The organism is Pseudomonas sp. 3MAES_34.3B, assembly GCF_058145875.1.
This window is the reverse complement of the sequence record NZ_CM176960.1, coordinates 5323607-5340523: the sequence shown is the minus strand read 5'-3', so window position 1 is coordinate 5340523 and position 16917 is coordinate 5323607. Positions and strand designations below refer to the sequence as shown.

At 61.5% G+C, this 16917-nt stretch carries 16 protein-coding genes; 5 read left to right on the top strand and 11 right to left on the bottom strand.

Annotation, left to right across the window (positions count from 1 at the left end; translation table 11 throughout):
* Nucleotides 1-40: 40 nt before the first annotated feature.
* The 5 genes from AC3Z8Y_RS24090 to AC3Z8Y_RS24070 all read right to left on the bottom strand — a co-directional run bounded on the left by AC3Z8Y_RS24090 (nt 41) and on the right by AC3Z8Y_RS24070 (nt 4538).
* On the bottom strand, nt 41-421 hold the full coding sequence (locus tag AC3Z8Y_RS24090; protein WP_181111109.1) for a RidA family protein: 381 nt from the start codon (nt 419-421) through the stop codon (nt 41-43).
* 49 nt (nt 422-470) lie between these two features.
* Nucleotides 471-2579: a bifunctional GTP diphosphokinase/guanosine-3',5'-bis pyrophosphate 3'-pyrophosphohydrolase gene (gene spoT / locus AC3Z8Y_RS24085; RefSeq protein ID WP_490087866.1), complete on the bottom strand. Its 2109-nt coding sequence runs from the start codon at nt 2577-2579 to the stop codon at nt 471-473.
* Nucleotides 2580-2636: 57 nt separating this feature from the next.
* A complete protein-coding gene (gene rpoZ / locus AC3Z8Y_RS24080; RefSeq protein ID WP_168083447.1) occupies nt 2637-2900 on the bottom strand; it encodes a DNA-directed RNA polymerase subunit omega in 264 nt (87 codons plus the stop codon).
* Nucleotides 2901-3043: 143 nt separating this feature from the next.
* A complete protein-coding gene (gmk, locus tag AC3Z8Y_RS24075; protein WP_490087865.1) occupies nt 3044-3664 on the bottom strand; it encodes a guanylate kinase in 621 nt (206 codons plus the stop codon).
* A gap of 10 nt (nt 3665-3674) precedes the next feature.
* Nucleotides 3675-4538, bottom strand: coding sequence for a YicC/YloC family endoribonuclease (locus AC3Z8Y_RS24070; protein ID WP_490087864.1), 864 nt, complete (start codon nt 4536-4538; stop codon nt 3675-3677).
* A gap of 206 nt (nt 4539-4744) precedes the next feature.
* Here AC3Z8Y_RS24070 and rph point away from each other — a divergent pair, with 206 nt between their 5' ends.
* Nucleotides 4745-5467, top strand: a complete 723-nt coding sequence (gene rph / locus AC3Z8Y_RS24065; protein ID WP_181111105.1) for a ribonuclease PH — start codon at nt 4745-4747, stop codon at nt 5465-5467.
* Nucleotides 5468-5552: 85 nt separating this feature from the next.
* Nucleotides 5553-6940, top strand: a protein-coding gene (locus tag AC3Z8Y_RS24060; protein ID WP_490086846.1) for an IS3 family transposase whose coding sequence is annotated in 2 segments (ribosomal slippage) — nt 5553-6069 and nt 6069-6940 — 1389 coding nt in all. Because the reading frame shifts where the segments join, the coding sequence is not laid out codon by codon here.
* Nucleotides 6941-7050: 110 nt separating this feature from the next.
* Here the strand turns inward: AC3Z8Y_RS24060 and crc are convergent.
* Nucleotides 7051-7830 (bottom strand): catabolite repression control protein Crc, encoded by a 780-nt coding sequence (gene crc / locus AC3Z8Y_RS24055; RefSeq protein WP_181111104.1) that lies wholly within the window; start codon nt 7828-7830, stop codon nt 7051-7053.
* Between the two features lie 81 nt (nt 7831-7911).
* Between crc and pyrE the strand changes: the two genes are divergently transcribed.
* Together pyrE and AC3Z8Y_RS24045 are read left to right on the top strand one after the other, a co-directional pair.
* On the top strand, nt 7912-8553 hold the full coding sequence (pyrE, locus tag AC3Z8Y_RS24050) for an orotate phosphoribosyltransferase (protein ID WP_490087863.1): 642 nt from the start codon (nt 7912-7914) through the stop codon (nt 8551-8553).
* A 2-nt stretch (nt 8554-8555) separates the two neighbouring features.
* The gene (locus AC3Z8Y_RS24045) at nt 8556-9146 is read left to right on the top strand and encodes a DUF4124 domain-containing protein (protein ID WP_490087862.1); all 591 of its coding nucleotides are present in this window, start codon (nt 8556-8558) and stop codon (nt 9144-9146) included.
* Between the two features lie 51 nt (nt 9147-9197).
* On the opposite strand, the gene argB is transcribed toward AC3Z8Y_RS24045, so the two are convergent.
* The 4 genes from argB to coaBC all read right to left on the bottom strand — a co-directional run bounded on the left by argB (nt 9198) and on the right by coaBC (nt 14434).
* The gene (argB, locus tag AC3Z8Y_RS24040; protein ID WP_181111101.1) at nt 9198-10103 is read right to left on the bottom strand and encodes an acetylglutamate kinase; all 906 of its coding nucleotides are present in this window, start codon (nt 10101-10103) and stop codon (nt 9198-9200) included.
* An 18-nt stretch (nt 10104-10121) separates the two neighbouring features.
* The gene (locus AC3Z8Y_RS24035) at nt 10122-11519 is read right to left on the bottom strand and encodes a phosphomannomutase/phosphoglucomutase (RefSeq protein WP_490090079.1); all 1398 of its coding nucleotides are present in this window, start codon (nt 11517-11519) and stop codon (nt 10122-10124) included.
* Nucleotides 11520-12761: 1242 nt separating this feature from the next.
* Nucleotides 12762-13217 (bottom strand): dUTP diphosphatase, encoded by a 456-nt coding sequence (gene dut, locus AC3Z8Y_RS24030; protein WP_181111100.1) that lies wholly within the window; start codon nt 13215-13217, stop codon nt 12762-12764.
* Between the two features lie 5 nt (nt 13218-13222).
* Nucleotides 13223-14434 (bottom strand): bifunctional phosphopantothenoylcysteine decarboxylase/phosphopantothenate--cysteine ligase CoaBC, encoded by a 1212-nt coding sequence (gene coaBC / locus AC3Z8Y_RS24025; RefSeq protein ID WP_490087861.1) that lies wholly within the window; start codon nt 14432-14434, stop codon nt 13223-13225.
* 151 nt (nt 14435-14585) lie between these two features.
* Here coaBC and radC point away from each other — a divergent pair, with 151 nt between their 5' ends.
* Complete coding sequence (gene radC, locus AC3Z8Y_RS24020) at nt 14586-15260, top strand: RadC family protein (protein WP_490087860.1); 675 nt, start codon at nt 14586-14588, stop codon at nt 15258-15260.
* Nucleotides 15261-15302: 42 nt separating this feature from the next.
* On the opposite strand, the gene AC3Z8Y_RS24015 is transcribed toward radC, so the two are convergent.
* Nucleotides 15303-16889 (bottom strand): ABC transporter substrate-binding protein, encoded by a 1587-nt coding sequence (locus tag AC3Z8Y_RS24015; protein WP_490087859.1) that lies wholly within the window; start codon nt 16887-16889, stop codon nt 15303-15305.
* Nucleotides 16890-16917: the final 28 nt, after the last annotated feature.

The following is a 16917-nucleotide window of genomic DNA, read 5'->3' as shown; positions in this document are numbered from 1 at the left end:
GTGAGGACGGCGCGCCCATGGGGGCTGCGCCGTCACGGCCTCATTCGAGAACCAGGATGGCGTCCATTTCTACCTGGGAGCCTTTTGGCAGCGCGGCAACGCCAATCGCGGCACGGGCTGGGTAAGGCTGCTGGAAGTAACGGCCCATCACTTCGTTGACCGTGGCGAAGTTGCTCAGGTCGGTGAGGAAGATGTTCAGTTTCACGATGTCCTTGAACGAACCGCCCGCCGCCTCGGCAACGGATTTGAGGTTCTCGAACACTTGCACGGTCTGTGCTTCGAAGCCTTCCACGAGCTCCATGGTGGCGGGATCGAGAGGGATCTGCCCCGACATGTAGACGGTGTTGCCGGCCTTGATGGCCTGGGAATAGGTGCCGATGGCGGCGGGGGCTTTGTCGCTATGGATGACGCTCTTGGTCATTGCAAACTCCTTGTTGTAGTAGCCGTTGCGCATCGAGCCCGGCGATGGCCTAGGCTCGCATGCGCGTGATTCGGATCACGCCATTGAGCGCGCGCAGTTTGCGGATGACCCGAGCGAGATGCACGCGGTCATGCACGCTTACCATCAGGTGGACCACGCTGGTGCGACCGTCGCGCTCGTCCATGCTGATCTTCTCGATGTTGCCATCGGCGGCATTGACGCTGCTGGCGAGCAAGGCAATCAGGCCTCGCTGGTGCTCGAGTTCCACCCTCAATTCAACATTGAACTCGCCGCTCACGTCCTTGGCCCAGGCCAGCTGGATGCATTTTTCAGGGTTGTGCCGCACTTCGCTGATGTTTCGGCAGTTCTCCAGATGCACCACCATGCCTTTGCCCGCAGACAGGTGACCCACGATAGGGTCGCCCGGGATCGGCGTGCAGCACTTGGCGTAGCTCAGCACCAGCCCTTCGGTACCGCGAATGGCCAACGGGCTTTCGTGATTTGGCGAAGCCTCGCCGTCCGAGGCCAGCAGCCGACGTGCCACCACATAAGCCATGCGGTTGCCCAGCCCGATGTCTTCGAGCAAGTCTTCGATGACTTCCAGGCGGTACTCCGCAAGCAGGTGTTGGATACGCTCGGCCGGGATGCCATCGAGCGATGCATCGAAGCTGTTCAGCACCTTGTTCAGCAGCCGCTCGCCCAGGCTTACCGATTCGGACCGGCGCTGCAGCTTGAGCGCATGGCGAATGTGCGTGCGCGCCTTGCCTGTGACCACGAAGTTCAGCCACGCGGGGTTGGGCCGGGCGCCGGGTGCGCTAACGATTTCGACCGTGGAGCCACTTTGCAAAGGCTCCGAAAGCGGGGCCAGGCGGCGATTGATACGGCAGGCAATGCAGCTGTTGCCCACATCGGTATGCACCGCATAGGCGAAGTCCACCGCCGTGGAGCCTTTGGGCAGCTCCATGATCTTGCCCTTGGGCGTGAACACGTAGACCTCGTCCGGGAAGAGGTCGATCTTCACGCTCTCGATGAATTCCAGCGAGTTGCCGGCGCGTTGTTGCAGCTCCAGCACACCCTTGACCCACTGACGCGCGCGCGCATGGGTGCTTTTCGGCACCTCGTCGTCGTTGGATTTATACAGCCAATGTGCGGCGATGCCGTTGTTGGCCATCTCTTCCATTTCACGGGTGCGAATCTGGATTTCGATAGGCACGCCGTGCATGCCGAACAGCGTGGTGTGCAGGGACTGATAACCGTTGGCCTTGGGGATGGCGATATAGTCCTTGAAGCGGCCCGGCAGCGGCTTGTACAGGTTGTGAACGGCACCCAGCACGCGGTAGCAGGTGTCTACCTTGTCCACCACGATGCGGAACGCGTACACGTCCATGATCTCGTTGAAGGCGCGACGCTTGCCGCGCATCTTCTTGTAGATCCCGTAGAGATGCTTCTGACGGCCGCTCACATCGCCTTCGATGCCGTCTACCGCCAGGCAGTTGGCCAGGGACTGTTCGATCTTGGCGACCAGTTCCTTGCGGTTGCCCCGCGCGCGCTTCACCGCCTGGTGGATACGCTCCGAGCGCATTGGGTGCATGGCCTGGAAGCCAAGGTCTTCGAACTCTACGCGCACGTTGTGCATGCCCAGCCGGTTGGCGATGGGTGCGTAGATTTCCAGGGTTTCCTTGGCAATGCGGCGGCGCTTCTCGCCGGACAACACTTCGAGGGTGCGCATGTTGTGCAGCCGATCAGCCAGCTTCACCAGAATCACGCGAATATCGCGCGCCATGGCCATGGCCATTTTCTGGAAGTTTTCTGCCTGAGCCTCGGCTTTGGTCTCGAAGTTCATCTGGGTCAGCTTGCTGACGCCATCGACCAGTTCGGCCACGGTTTCGCCAAACTGTGCGCAGAGCGCTTCCTTGGCGATACCGGTGTCTTCGATCACGTCATGAAGCATGGCGGCCATCAGGCTTTGATGGTCCATGTGCATGTCGGCAAGAATGTTCGCCACCGCGAGCGGGTGGGTAACATAGGGCTCACCGCTACGGCGGCGCTGACCGTCGTGAGCCTGTTCGGCGTAATAATATGCCCGGCGGACCAGATTGACCTGGTCCTTGCCGAGATAGGTCGACAAGCGCTCGGCAAGAACGTCTATGCCTGGCAAGGAGGAACCTCCCGCCAGATTGGCGTCTTCGCCGCGGTGAGTCGACAGGGCATGGGGTTAGACGGCCTCGTTGGCCTCGTCCTCGAACGCAGTGAACAGCGGCTCTTCATCGACGATCTCTGCCTCAGCGATTACATCGTAATCAATCAGGCCAGCGGCGATCTCGCGCAGGGCTACCACGGTAGGCTTGTCGTTTTCCCAACCCACTTTGGGCTCCTTGCCGCCGGTTGCCAGCTGACGGGAGCGCTTGGTGGCGAGCATGACCAGCTCGAAGCGGTTATCGACATGTTCCAGGCAGTCTTCAACGGTCACGCGGGCCATGGTCTTCCTCTTGCATAAACAGTGAGCGCCCGCCGGAGCGGGGTAGCGGACTAGGCAGTTTAAAAAATCACCAGCCTTAATGGAAGAGGAACCGCTCCGTCAGCCAACATTTCTCTTGCCGTTGGTCTGCCGCGGTCGCCGCTTCAGCCTAGCAGGCCTTGCAGCAGTGCGGCGTGGCGGCTTTGTTGCAGGCCCTGGCTCAGCCGATTGGCGCGGAAGATCGCGCGCAAGTCGCCCAGCGCCGTGGCGAAATCGTCGTTGATCACCAGGTAGTCATACTCAACGTAGTGGCGCATCTCGTTCACCGCTTCACGCATGCGGCCATCGATGATGTCGTCACTGTCCTGGCCGCGGTTGGTCAGCCGCTGACGAAGGGCTTGCAGCGATGGCGGCAGGATGAAGATCGAACGTGTACCCGGGATCAGCTTGCGAACCTGCTCACCGCCTTGCCAGTCGATTTCCAGAATCAGGTCCTGGCCGGCTTCCAGCGTTTGTTGCAGCCGGCTTTTGGACGTGCCGTACAGGTTGCCGAATACCTCGGCTTGCTCGAGAAAATCCCCGTGCTCGATCATCGCCTGGAAAGTAGGCCGATCAACGAAGTGATAGTTCACGCCGTCGGCTTCGCCCGGGCGCATGGCGCGGGTGGTGTGGGAAACCGACACGCGAATGTCGGCTTCGGCGTCGATCAGCGCCTTGACCAGGCTGGTCTTGCCGGCGCCGGACGGCGCGGAAACGATATAAAGGGTGCCGGGTGTCGGTTTCATCAAAATAGCCTTACTCAATGTTCTGTACTTGTTCGCGCATCTGTTCGATCAACACCTTCAGGTTCACCGCGGCTTGAGTGCTGCGGGGATCGAAGGCTTTGGAGCCCAGGGTGTTGGCTTCGCGGTTGAGCTCTTGCATGAGGAAATCCAGGCGCCGGCCGGCTGCGCCAGGGCTGGCCAGCACGCGGCGAACTTCCCTTACATGGGTGGCCAGGCGGTCCAGCTCTTCTGCCACGTCGCTTTTCTGGGCCAGCAGTACCAGCTCCTGCTCCAGGCGTACGGGGTCGAGCTCGGCGCGTACTTCGGCGAAGCGGTCGAGGATTTTCTGCCGGTGGGCAGCCAGCATCTGTGGCACCTGTTCGCGCAGCGCGGCGATATCTTCAGCCATGGCATCGAGCCGATCATTGATCAGCTTCGCAAGTTCGGTGCCTTCCCGGGCGCGCCCTGCTTTCATTTCTGCCAGTGCGTCGTTGAACAGCGCTAGGGCGCTGGCCTGCATCGCCTGGGTATCCACGCTTTCGCTGACCATCACGCCAGGCAACGCCAGCACTTGTAGTGGGTCGATCGCGGCGGGCTGCTGAATGAGGGCAGCCACGGCCTGGGCGGCCTCGATCAGCTCTGCGGCGCGTGCCAGGTCCAGCTTCGGCGCCTGGCTGCCTGCTTCTTCGCTCCAGCGCAGGGTGCATTCCACCTTGCCGCGCGACAGCCCGCCGCGCAGCGCCTCGCGCACAGCCCCTTCAAGTTCACGGAAGGCATCCGGCAACCGCAGGTGCGGCTCTAGGTAGCGATGGTTGACCGAGCGCAGCTCCCAGGAAAGGGTGCCATGGGCCCCGGCGCGTTCAGCCCGGGCGAAGGCGGTCATGCTATGGACCATGGGAGGGAACCTCGTGATAGCGGCTTGAAAGGCCGAGCCGCAGGGGGCGATAAAGGCGCAAGAGTGTAACTCAAGCGAGGCTTGCCCCCAATGCACTGTGGTGGGGCGATGTTGGTCCGCGCGTCGGCTGAGGTGTTTTAAATACCTGTCACGCCGGCTCGGCTTTATACTGTTGGGCAGTTTTTCAATCCGTACAGGTAACCCAGATGAAACGTCCCAGTGGTCGCGCCGCCGATCAGCTTCGCTCGATCCGCATCACTCGCAACTACACCCGGCATGCCGAAGGTTCGGTGCTGGTCGAATTCGGCGACACTCGGGTGATCTGCACCGTCAGCGTCGAAAGTGGCGTGCCGCGCTTCCTCAAGGGCCAAGGCCAGGGTTGGCTTACGGCCGAATACGGCATGCTGCCCCGCGCCACTGGCGAGCGAAATCAACGCGAGGCGAGCCGCGGCAAGCAGGGTGGCCGTACGCTGGAAATCCAGCGCCTGATCGGCCGCTCGCTGCGTGCGGCGCTGGACATGTCCAAGCTTGGCGACATCACGCTGTACGTAGACTGCGACGTGATCCAGGCTGACGGCGGTACGCGCACAGCCTCCATTACGGGCGCCATGGTTGCCTTGATCGACGCGCTGAAGGTCATCAAGAAGCGCGGCGGGCTTAAGGCGGGCGATCCGCTCAAGCAGATGATCGCGGCGGTATCGGTAGGGATGTACCAAGGCGAGCCCGTGCTGGACCTCGATTACCTGGAAGACTCCGCAGCAGAAACCGACCTCAACGTGGTCATGACCAGCACCGGCGGCTTCATTGAAGTGCAGGGCACCGCCGAAGGCGCGCCGTTCCAGCCTGAAGACCTCAATGCCATGCTTGCCCTCGCGCGCAAAGGCATGGTGGACCTGTTCGAAATTCAGCAGACCGCTTTGGCCGATTGATCATTTGTATCTAACCCTGTAGGAAGCGGGCGAAGTGAGGCGCGCCCTAGAAGTTGGACATCCATCCAACCTCTGGGGTGTATTCATGAGCAAGTACAGTACGCAGTTCAAGCTTTCAGCGATCGGCGCCTTCCTCTCTGGGGCCTACGGTTTTCGCCGCGTTGGCGCCGACTTCGGCGTTGATCCCACGCTGCTGCGCCGCTGGATTGCGGCCTATAGGCAACATGGCGAACAGGGTGTCACGCCGCGTGCGCGCCAGTCGTACACCACCGAATTCAAGCTGATGGTACTGCAAACGAAGTGGCGCGATCACCTATCGCTTCGAGAGGTCGCGGCCCTGTTCAACCTCGGCTGTTCCAGCCAGGTGGGCAGATGGGAGCGTGAGTACTACAGTAGCGCCATCGAAGCCCCGCGCCCGGGGCCCCAGGAATTGCCTGTTGTCATGTCCAAGCCGAAATTTCCAAAACCCCAGACGCCCCTTCCATCCGAGTCGATCAAGGATGAAGACCTGACCCATGACCAGTTGCTGGCCAGGCTGTACCAGGCTCGGGTGGAGAACGCTTACCTAAAAAAGTTGAAGGCGTTAAGGGAGGAAAAGGAAAGGCAGGCGGCAGCCGGGAAGAAAAAGCCCGGATAGTCACCGCGCTGCGGTCGGACTTTGACCTTGATGCGCTGCTCAAGGCGGCCGGGCTGGCGCGCAGCACCTACTACTACCAACTCAAGGCGATTGCTGCCGGGGACATGAGCGCCCCGCTGAAAGCTGCGATCCAGAGCATTCAGGATCAGCACAAGGGCCGATACGGCTACCGCCGCGTGACCGCGACCCTGCGTCACGACGGGCAGCTGGTCAACAGCAAGAAAGTGCGTCGGCTGATGGGCGAGATGGGGCTTCAATGCAAGGTACGACCCAAGCGGTACAAGTCGTACAACGGCCTGATAGGGGTAGCCGCGCCCAACCTGCTGGCCCGGAATTTCAAGGCCGAGGCGCCGAATCAGAAGTGGGTGACCGACGTGACCGAGTTCAAGGTGGGCAGTGAAAAGCTGTACCTGTCGCCCGTGCTGGACTTGTACAACGGCGAGATCGTGGCCTATCAGCTCGCCGAACGCCCACAGTATGCGCTGGTGGGGCAAATGTTGGAGCAGGCTCTGAAGCGCTTGCCGGACGGTGCCACGCCGCTGCTGCACTCGGATCAGGGCTGGCACTACCGCTATCAGGAGTACCGCGACCGGCTACAGGCAGCGGGTCTGGAACAGAGCATGTCGCGCAAAGGTAACTGCTTGGACAACGCGGCCATGGAAAGTTTTTTCGGCACGCTCAAGACGGAGTTCTTCTACCGGGAGCGCTTTACCAGCATCGATCAGCTATGGACGGCGATTGAGGAATACATTCACTATTACAATCATTACCGCATCAAGATGAAGCTCGACGGCCTGAGCCCTGTGGCGTACAGGACCCAGGCCGCAGCAGCCTGATTTACTCGTCCAACTTTATGGGCGCATGCCAAAGCTCGCGAATGGAAAAATAACCAATTCGCGAGCTTTGCCCGCTTCCAACGGCCCGCTGTTACATCAACAGGCGCGGCTCAGATCGTCAGCGTCCAGTCGTAATCCACGATGAACGGCGCGTGCTGGGAGAACCGTGGCTGGCGCGGTAACCGAGCGCTGCGTACGAAGCGACGAAGCCCGGGCGTGAGTAGCTGGTAGTCGAAGCGCCAGCCCAGGTTCAGCATCTCCGCCTGTTCGCTGTCTGGCCACCAGCTGTACTGGTCGCCTTCACGGCTCACTTCGCGCAGGGCATCCACATAGCCCATGTTGCCGACGATTTCATCCATCCAGGCACGTTCCGGCGCCAGGAAGCCAGGAGACTGCTGGCTGTCGCGCCAGTTCTTGATATCGAGCTTCTGCTGGGCGACGTAAAGCGAGCCACAGTAGATGTACTCGCGACGCTTGCGGCGTTGTTTATCAAGATAACGCGCGAAGTCGTCCATCAACTTGAATTTCTGATTCAGCTCTTCATCGCCGCCGCGCCCGGAAGGGAACAGCAGGGTGGCAATACTGACCTTGTCGAAATCCGCTTGCAGATAGCGCCCGAAACGATCGGACGTTTCAATCCCCAGGCCGCTGATGATCGCCTTGGGTTGCAACCGCGAATAAAGCGCGACGCCACCCTGGGCCGGCACTTCCGCGTCGGCTGCATACAGGAAATAGCCATCGAGCTGATAAGCGGAATCGTCCAGTTCGAACGCCGAGGCGCGGGTATCCTGCAAGCAGATCACGTCGGCGTTCTGGGCCTGCAGCCAGCTGAGCAAGCCTCGCTCCACAGCTGCCTGAATCCCATTGACGTTCACACTGATGATCCGCATAAATGGCCCCAAAAATCTCGTGCGTGTATGATACCCGAGGTCAAGTTATTTAGCTAAATCCGTGGTATTCAGGACTTTTACATGCAAGCCTACCAGCGTGACTTCATTCGTTTTGCCATCGAGCGGGGCGTGCTGCGCTTCGGCGAGTTTACCCTGAAGTCCGGGCGCACCAGTCCTTACTTCTTCAATGCCGGCCTGTTTAATACAGGCTCGGCACTGGCACGTCTCGGGCAGTGTTATGCCTCGGCGATCGTCGACAGCGGCCTGAACTTCGACGTGCTGTTCGGCCCGGCGTACAAGGGCATCCCGCTGGCCTCGGCAACCGCCGTGGCGTTGGCGGACAAGCACGGGCGCGATGTGCCCTGGTGCTTCAACCGCAAGGAAGCCAAGGATCATGGCGAGGGCGGAAGCCTCGTTGGCGCGCCGCTCAAGGGCGACGTGCTGATCATCGACGACGTGATCACCGCAGGCACTGCTATTCGCGAAGTCATGACCATCATCCAGGCCGAGCAGGCTCGCGCCGCCGCTGTGTTGATTGCCCTCAACCGCCAGGAGCGTGGCAAGGGCGAGCTGTCTGCCATTCAGGAAGTGGAGCGCGACTACGGTATTCCAGTCGTGAGCATCGTTTCCCTGGATCAGGTACTCGAATACCTTGCCGAAGATGCCCAGCTCAAGCAGCACTTGCCTGCGGTGGAAGCTTACCGCGCGCAATACGGAATCTGACCGTGCGACATGGCCTGGGGTGGGGGCTGGCGCTGCTATTTCCCTTTGCAGTGCTGGCCGCGCCGCCACCTCCGGTGCAGCTGTATCGCTATACCGATGATCGAGGCGTGGTGGTGCTGGATCGGCAAGGCGTGCCGCCCGAGTTTATCTCCAAGGGTTATCAGATCCTGAACGCGCAGGGCCGTGTACTTCAAACCATTCCTCCGGCACCCAGCGCGCAAGAGACGCAGGCGGCCAGCGCCAAGCGCGCCCGGACCGAGGCTGACGCAAAGCTGCGTGCGCGGTACACCGGGGTGGACGACCTGGAACGAGCGCGCCAACGCCGGCTCGGCGAGATCGACGGAATGATTTCGCTGACTCGAGGGGATCTGCAGACCTTGCAAGGTCAACAGGCCTCGCTACAGGGCGAGGCTGCCAACCAGGAGCGCAACGGCCAGGCGGTTTCGGCTGGGGTGCTGGATCAGCTTGAAGCCTTGCGCCAGCGCCGGGGCGACTTGAACGCGCAATTGCAGCGCTATCAGCAGATGCGCGAAGACACGGACCGCGCGTTCAACGCGGACCGTGCTCGGCTGGAACAATTGTTGACGCCTTGACGGTAGGCAGGCTGGAGCTTGATCGCAGGCTCCGCCTATTCCTGTGATCAATCAATGCCGCTTGCGGTTGCAGATCAAGGTACCCACGCCGCTGTCGGTGAAGATCTCCAGCAGTACGGCATTGGGTACTCGGCCGTCGATGATGTGTGAGCTGTTCACGCCGCCTTGCACGGCTTCCAGCGCGCAGCGAATTTTCGGGAGCATGCCGCCGTAGATAGTGCCGTCGGCAATCAGCTCGTTCACTTGTTCAGTCGTAAGGCCTGTAAGCACGTTGCCTTGCTTGTCCATCAAGCCTGCAATGTTGGTGAGCAGCATCAGCTTTTCAGCCTTCAGCGCTTCGGCTACCTTACCTGCCACCAGGTCGGCGTTGATGTTGTAGGACTCGCCATCGGCGCCCACGCCGATAGGGGCGATCACCGGAATGAAATCGCCCTTCACCAGCATGTTCAGCAGCTCGGTGTTTACCCCGCTCACTTCGCCTACCAGCCCGATATCAATGATTTCAGGCTTGTCCATGCCCGGCGTCTGCCGCGTAACGGTCAGCTTGCGGGCGCGGATCAGCTCGGCATCCTTGCCGGTCAGGCCAATGGCACTGCCGCCGTGGCGGTTGATCAGGTTCACAATGCTTTTGTTCACCTGGCCACCGAGCACCATCTCCACCACATCCATGGTCTGCGCGTCTGTGACACGCATGCCATCGATGAAGTGGCTCTCGATGTTCAACCGCTTGAGCAGGTCAGCAATTTGAGGCCCGCCGCCATGCACGACCACCGGGTTGATACCCACCGCTTTCATCAGAACGACGTCGCGGGCAAAGCCGGTTTTCAACTCCTCGCTTTCCATAGCGTTGCCGCCGTACTTGATCACCAACGTTTTACCGACGAAGCGTCGGATATACGGCAAGGCTTCGGACAGTACCTTGGCAACGTTGGTGGCGGCATCGCGTTCGAGGGTCATGCAGGGCTCCTGGCTGGGTTAGAACGGTATCTTCAGGTCGGGTGAAATACGGGTGAGTTGCTCGCGGAACACGGCCTTGATGCGCTCGAGCTCGGCGTCGTTCTCCGCCTCGAAACGCAGTACCAGCACCGGGGTGGTGTTGGAAGCACGTACCAGGCCCCAGCCGTTGGGGTAGTCCACACGAACACCGTCGATGGTGTTCAGGCTGGCATCGCCCCATTCCGCGTTTTGCTGCAATGCATCAATGATGCTGAATTTGCTCTCTTCAGTCACATTGATGTTGATTTCCGGGGTGGAAACATCGTTCGGGAAGGCAGCGAACACGTCTTCGGCGTTCTGCGACTTCTGGCTGAGGATTTCCAGCAGGCGCGCGGCCGCATAGATGCCGTCGTCAAAGCCGAACCAGCGTTCCTTGAAGAATACGTGGCCGCTCATTTCGCCAGCGAGCAGAGCACCGGTTTCCTTCATCTTTTTCTTGATCAGCGAGTGGCCGGTCTTGTACATCACCGGGCGACCTTTGTTGCCCTCGATCTGGGCCTTCAGGCGGCGGCTGCATTTCACGTCATAGATGATGTCCGCGCCAGGGTTGCGGGACAGCACATCCTGGGCAAAGAGCATCAGCAAGCGGTCGGGATATACAACGTTCCCGGCGTTGGTCACCACGCCTACACGGTCCGCGTCGCCGTCGAATGCCAGGCCCAGGTCCGCGCCGGTTTCCTTGACCTTGGCGATCAGGTCTTCGAGGTTTTCCAGCTTGCCCGGATCCGGATGGTGGTTCGGGAAGTTGCCGTCCACATCGCAGAACAGCGGAATGACTTCGCAGTTTAGCTTCTCGATCAGCTGGGGCGCGATCACGCCGCCTACGCCGTTGCCGCAGTCCACTACCACCTTCAGTTTGCGTGGCACGGCGATGTCTTTCTGGATGTAGGCATCGTACTGGCTGAGGATATCGACCTTTTCGATGGTCCCCTTGCCGCTGGCCAGGTCGTTGTCACGGATACGCTCGTACAGCTTCTGGATCTGCTCGTTGGCCAAGGTGTCGCCAGCGATGATGATCTTGAAGCCGTTGTAGTTCGCCGGGTTATGGCTACCGGTGAGCATTACGCCGGATTTGCCTTTAAGCACATTCGCCGCGAAATAAAGAGCGCCCGTCGGGACCATGCCCACGTCGCTTACATGGCAACCGCTGTCGGCGATACCTTGAATCAGCTGCGCTACCAGCTCCGGGCCGGACAAGCGGCCGTCACGGCCTACCGACACATGCGGCTCGCCCTGAGCCAGGCTTTGCGAGCCAATGGCGCGGCCGATCCAGTAAGCGGTTTCCGCGGTCAGTGTTTCCGGCACGATGCCGCGAATGTCATAGGCGCGGAAAATGCTGGCGGGAACATTGGGTGCGACTTGTGCAATGCTGTTCATAGCGGGGGGATGCTCCATTCGCAGAAAGTCCTGGTCGGTGTCGAGGATCCCGACACCAAGTACGTCAGTCTCTTGAAACGGCAGCCGAGCACCCTCCGGCTCGGCGGAGCGGTGGGTTTGGGCGGCCGGGGCGCTGCGAGTCGTAATGCCGTTGAGGTCAGGCGCCACCACGGCGCCGGGATCGGTTCGGCGATCGCGCAAGGAGAAGCGGGCCAGGGCCTGGGCCAACCCGTTCAGCTCTGCGAGGCTCAAACTGAACGCTTTGACGACTTTTCCGCCCGAGAGTTCGTCCAGCAGTTGATTCAATTGTCGAGCATCGTCACGCAGGCGCCCGCGCAACCCGCGAACCACCATCACCATCGCGACCCAGAACGCGCCGGCTGCGATCAGTAGCGCCGCTACCGCCATCAGAAGGGATATCCATTGCACCGGGGCATCGTAGGCCGTGCCTGGTGTGAAGCGTAGGCTCCAGTGTGGGTTGCCCAGGTCCAGGCTATAGGGCCGGGCCGAGCCTGGCGTCCCGCTTTGATAGAGAACCTGCACTGGCCCGTCACCGAAACGCTGCTGGAGCACCAGTTCGCCAGCTTCTGGCGGCAGGGCAGGCAGGCCCCGCAATGCACGCTGCATATCGACTGCCAGCAGCACGGTACCCACAACCTGCTGGGTGCCCGATGCCTTTACCGGGGCCGCACTGTAAACGAGCCAACGCTGCCCTGCGCGTTGGGCTTCCAGAGGGGGAGGCGAGCCGGCTTCGCTACGGCGCAGCAGGTCGAGCGCGGCGAAGGTGAAAGGCGCCGTACGGGTTTCATCCGGTTCGCCCTGGCCCAAGGAGGTAACAAAGGCGTCGATAACCCCATCGCGGTAACGAAGGCCGGCCTCGGCATTTCGCAGGCGTGCCGCGTCACCGCTTTGCAACGCGGCTACCAGAGCAGGGTCCCCGGCCGCGGCCTGGGTGTCAGCGGCGATTTGGGCAAAAGCCTGCCGCAGGGTCGCCGCCTGGGCAGATGCCGCAGATTGCGCCAGCTGCCAGCGCCAGGCTTGCTGGGACGGCCCTGGCTGGCCGATCCACAGCAGCAGCGCCGCGACCAGCAGCCCGATCGCCGCAACCACCAGGCCGGGCCGCAGCAATTGAAGGTCAGTGGCGCCATCCTCGTCGGCAGGCGTTTTCGGGACTTGCTCAGTGATACCTTTCACAACCGCTCCTTGTGTCCGCTGTCGACGATGCCTTCGATGAAGCGGTTCTCAGTGGCTCCCGGAGTGCCCGAATCCACCCGCGCCGCGCTGGCTCTGGTCAAATGCCTCGACCACCTCGAACCGCGCCTGTACCACCGGTACCAACACCAGTTGAGCGATTCGCTCGCCCACCTTGATTTCGAACGCCGTGTTGCCACGGTTCCAGCAAGAGACCATTAGCTCGCCCTGGTAATCGGAGTCGATCAGGCCCACCAGGTTACCCAATACGATTCCATGCTTGTGACCCAGGCCTGAGCGAGGCAATACCAGGGCCGCAAGGCCCGGGTCGGCAATGAAAATGGACAGGCCTGTGGGGATCAACACCGTCTGCCCCGGGGCCAGGGTGATATCCGCTGGCAGCATGGCCCGCAGATCAAGGCCGGCAGAACCGGGTGTGGCGTAGTCTGGCAGCGGGAAATCGCTGCCCAGGCGTGGATCGAGAATACGGGCTTGCAGGGCGTGCATGATGTTTATTGAACCTGGTTGATGCGGTTGGCGATCAGCGCGATCAATTGGCGCGCGATCTTGCCTTTGCTGGTCTGTGGAAGCAGCGTTTCATTGAGCTGTCGGTCAATGACACTGCAGGCGTTCTCTTCGCTGTTGAAGCCGATGCTCGGGTTGGCGACGTCATTGGCCACGATCAGGTCGAGGTTCTTGTCGCGCAATTTGCGGGCGGCATAGTCGAGAAGGTTTTCGGTTTCGGCGGCGAAGCCCACGCTGAAGGGGCGATCCGCCCGGCCAGACAACGTGGCAAGAATGTCCGGGTTGCGGACCATGCGCAGCAGAAGGCCGTCGGCGGTGGACGGGTCCTTCTTCAGCTTTTGCGTGGCGACCACTTCAGGGCGGTAATCGGCGACCGCAGCCGACGCGATGAGGATATCGCAAGGCATGGCGGCTTCGCAGGCGGCAAGCATGTCACGCGCGCTCACCACATCGATGCGACTGACCCGATCCGGGGTAGGCAAATGCACCGGGCCGCTGACGAGCGTCACTTTCGCGCCCGCTTCCGCCGCAGCTTCGGCAAGGGCAAAGCCCATTTTTCCGGAGCTATGGTTGGTGATGTAGCGCACCGGGTCGATGTTTTCCTGCGTAGGCCCGGCGGTGATGAGTACATGCTTACCGGTCAGGGCCTCGCGGCGGAAGCAATCGGCGGCCAGGTGGGCCAGATCGGTAGGCTCCAGCATGCGGCCCAAACCGATGTCGCCGCATGCCTGGCTTCCGGAGGCGGGCCCGAACACTTTCAGGCCTCGGGCTTGCACGGTTTGCAGGTTGGCTTGGGTAGCAGGGTCTCGCCACATGGCCTGGTTCATTGCCGGGGCCAGCGCGACTGTTGCATCGGTGGCCAGCACCAGGGTGGTCAGCAGATCGTTGGCCAGCCCCTGGGCCAGGCGGGCGATGAGGTCCGCCGTGGCGGGCGCGATCAGCACCAGGTCTGCCCAGCGTGCCAGTTCGATATGCCCCATGGCGGCTTCGGCGGCGGGATCGAGCAAATCAAGATGCACCGGGTGCCCGGAAAGCGCCTGCATGGTCAGCGGAGTGATGAACTCACTGCCGCCCCGTGTCATTACCACGCGCACTTCGGCGCCCTGCTCAAGCAGCCGGCGAACCAGTTCGGCGCTTTTGTAAGCGGCTATGCCACCGCCCACGCCAAGAACGATGCGTTTTCGATACAGCCGCTGCATTGAGCCTGCCTTTATCCGCTTGTGGTTACGATCAGAAATGATCCTTGAACGCATGCCTGGCATCGCTGGGCTTTGCGCTAAAAAAGTTGGGCTAAGATAGCACAGCGCCTGCGACGGAACAGCGGCGCCCAAGGCCGACAAGGAGGCAACGATGGCTATTCGAGACTGGCCCGCGGCGGAACGCCCCCGGGAAAAACTGCTCAGCCGTGGCGCCCACACGCTCTCGGACGCCGAACTACTGGCAATTTTCCTGCGTACCGGCGTGAAGGGCTTCAGCGCGGTAGACCTGGCGCGGCGGCTGCTGGATGAAATGGGCGGGTTGCGGGGGCTATTGCAGGCCGACCTGCCGACCTTCAGCGGGCATCTGGGCCTGGGTGAGGCCAAGTACGCGCAGCTGCAGGCCGTGTTGGAAATCGCGCGCCGCCACCTGGCTGAGCAGCTCAAGCGGGATTCGGCCCTGGAGAACTCCACGGCCGTTCGCGATTACCTGAAGGCCATGCTACGGCACGAACCCCATGAGGTGTTCGCTTGCCTGTACCTGGACTCCCGCCACCGGGTGCTGGGTTTCGAAGCCCTGTTTCACGGCTCGATCGACAGCGCCAGTGTCTACCCCCGGCAGGTGGTCAAGCGCGCACTCGCTCACAACGCCGCCGCGCTTATTCTGTGTCACAACCATCCCTCCGGGGTATCCGAGCCCAGCCAGGCGGATCGCCATCTCACGCGGCGCATAAAAGAGGCGCTGGCCTACATCGACGTCAAGGTGCTCGACCACTTCATCATTGGCGAAGGCGAGCCACTGTCCATGGCCGAGCTGGGTCTGATGTAAAGCTTCAAGCGCAGGCCGCCCGTGCAAGGCGGCCACGCCTGTTCAGTCCAGGCTTGCGTGGCTGAAATCCTGGCGGCCGAAGGGGCTTGGCTCATAGCCCTTCAGATTTTTGCTGGCCAGCACCGTTACCTCTGGATGGGCCAATGGCAGCCATAGCGCCTGCTTCTGTATCAGGGCCTGCGCCTGGTGATACAGCTCGCTGCGCTCCTGCTGGGTGCGGCCGGCCTTGCCCTTGGTGATCAGGCCATCCAGGGTTGGGTCGCAATAACGGGCAAAGTTGGTTCCCGACTGCACCGCCGCGCAGGAAAACTGCGGGGTAAGGAAGTTATCCGGGTCGCCGTTGTCGCCCGCCCAGCCCATGAACAACAGATCATGCTCGCCGGCCTTGGCGCGGCGGATCAACTCGCCCCATTCGATGGTGCGGATGTCTGCCTTGATGCCAACCTGGGCAAGGTCAGCCTGCAGCAATTGGGCGCCGGCCGCCGGCGCGGGGTTGAGCAGGCTGCCACTGGGGCGAGTCCAGATGGTGGTGCTGAAGCCGTCCTTGAACCCGGCGTCGGCCAGCAATTTGCGCGCTTTGTCGGGGTTGTGGTCGTAGAGGTGCGCATCGGCGGCATAGCCCCAGGTATTAGTGGGGTAAATGCCATTGGCAGGCTGCGCGGTGTCCTCGAACACGGCCTTGAGGTAACTGGCCTTGTCGAAGGCCAGGTTGATGGCCTGGCGCACGGCAGGCTTGTCCAGCGGTGGATGCTGGCTGTTTATCGCCACGAACGCTGTCATGAAGGCTGCGGTGTCCAGCACCTGCAGTTTGCTGTCGGCCCTGACGCTTGCAATGTCCTGTGGCTTGGGTGACAGCGCCACCTGGCATTCGCCCGCCCGCAGCCGTTGCATACGCACATTCGGATCGGGGCTGATCGCATAGATCAGCGGGTCTACCGCAGGCTTGCCGCCGAAGTACTCGGCGTTTGCCTTGTAGCGCACCTGAGCATCCTTCTGGTACCGCACAAAAATGAACGGCCCGGTGCCAATGGGTTGGCTGTTGAGCTTTTCAGGCGTGCCGGCCTTCATCAGCTGGTCGGCATACTCGGCGGAGTAGATCGAGGCGAAACCCATGCTGAGCGTAGCCAGGAAGGTTGCATCAGGATGATCCAGCACGAAGCGCACCGTAGCGGCGTCCGGTGCGTCGATCTGTTTCACGAGGCTGGGCAACTGCATGGATTGCGCGTGGGGGAACCCGCTTTGGGCAACCTTGTGCCATGGATTGGCAGGGTCGAGCATGCGCTTGAAGCTGAACACAACGTCCTCCGCCGTCAGCTCACGAGTAGGCTTGAAATACTCCGTACCATGGAAGCGCACGCCCCGGCGCAGGTTGAACGTGTAGGTAAGGCCATCTTCGCTGACCGACCACTGCTGTGCCAGGCTCGGTACAACCTTGCCGGCCTTGGCGTCGAAGTCCACCAGGCGGTTCATCAACACGTCCGCAGAGGCGTTGGTGGTGGTGAGCGAGTTATACTGCACCACGTCGAAGCCCTCGGGGCTGGCCTCGGTGCAAACGGAAAGCGGTTTGGCCTGCGCGGTGGCACAGGCGCCGAGTACCGCGAGCAGTAGCGGGGTGTAGGCAAGACGCATGGTCGATTCCTTGGCGTTCGGGAGTGGG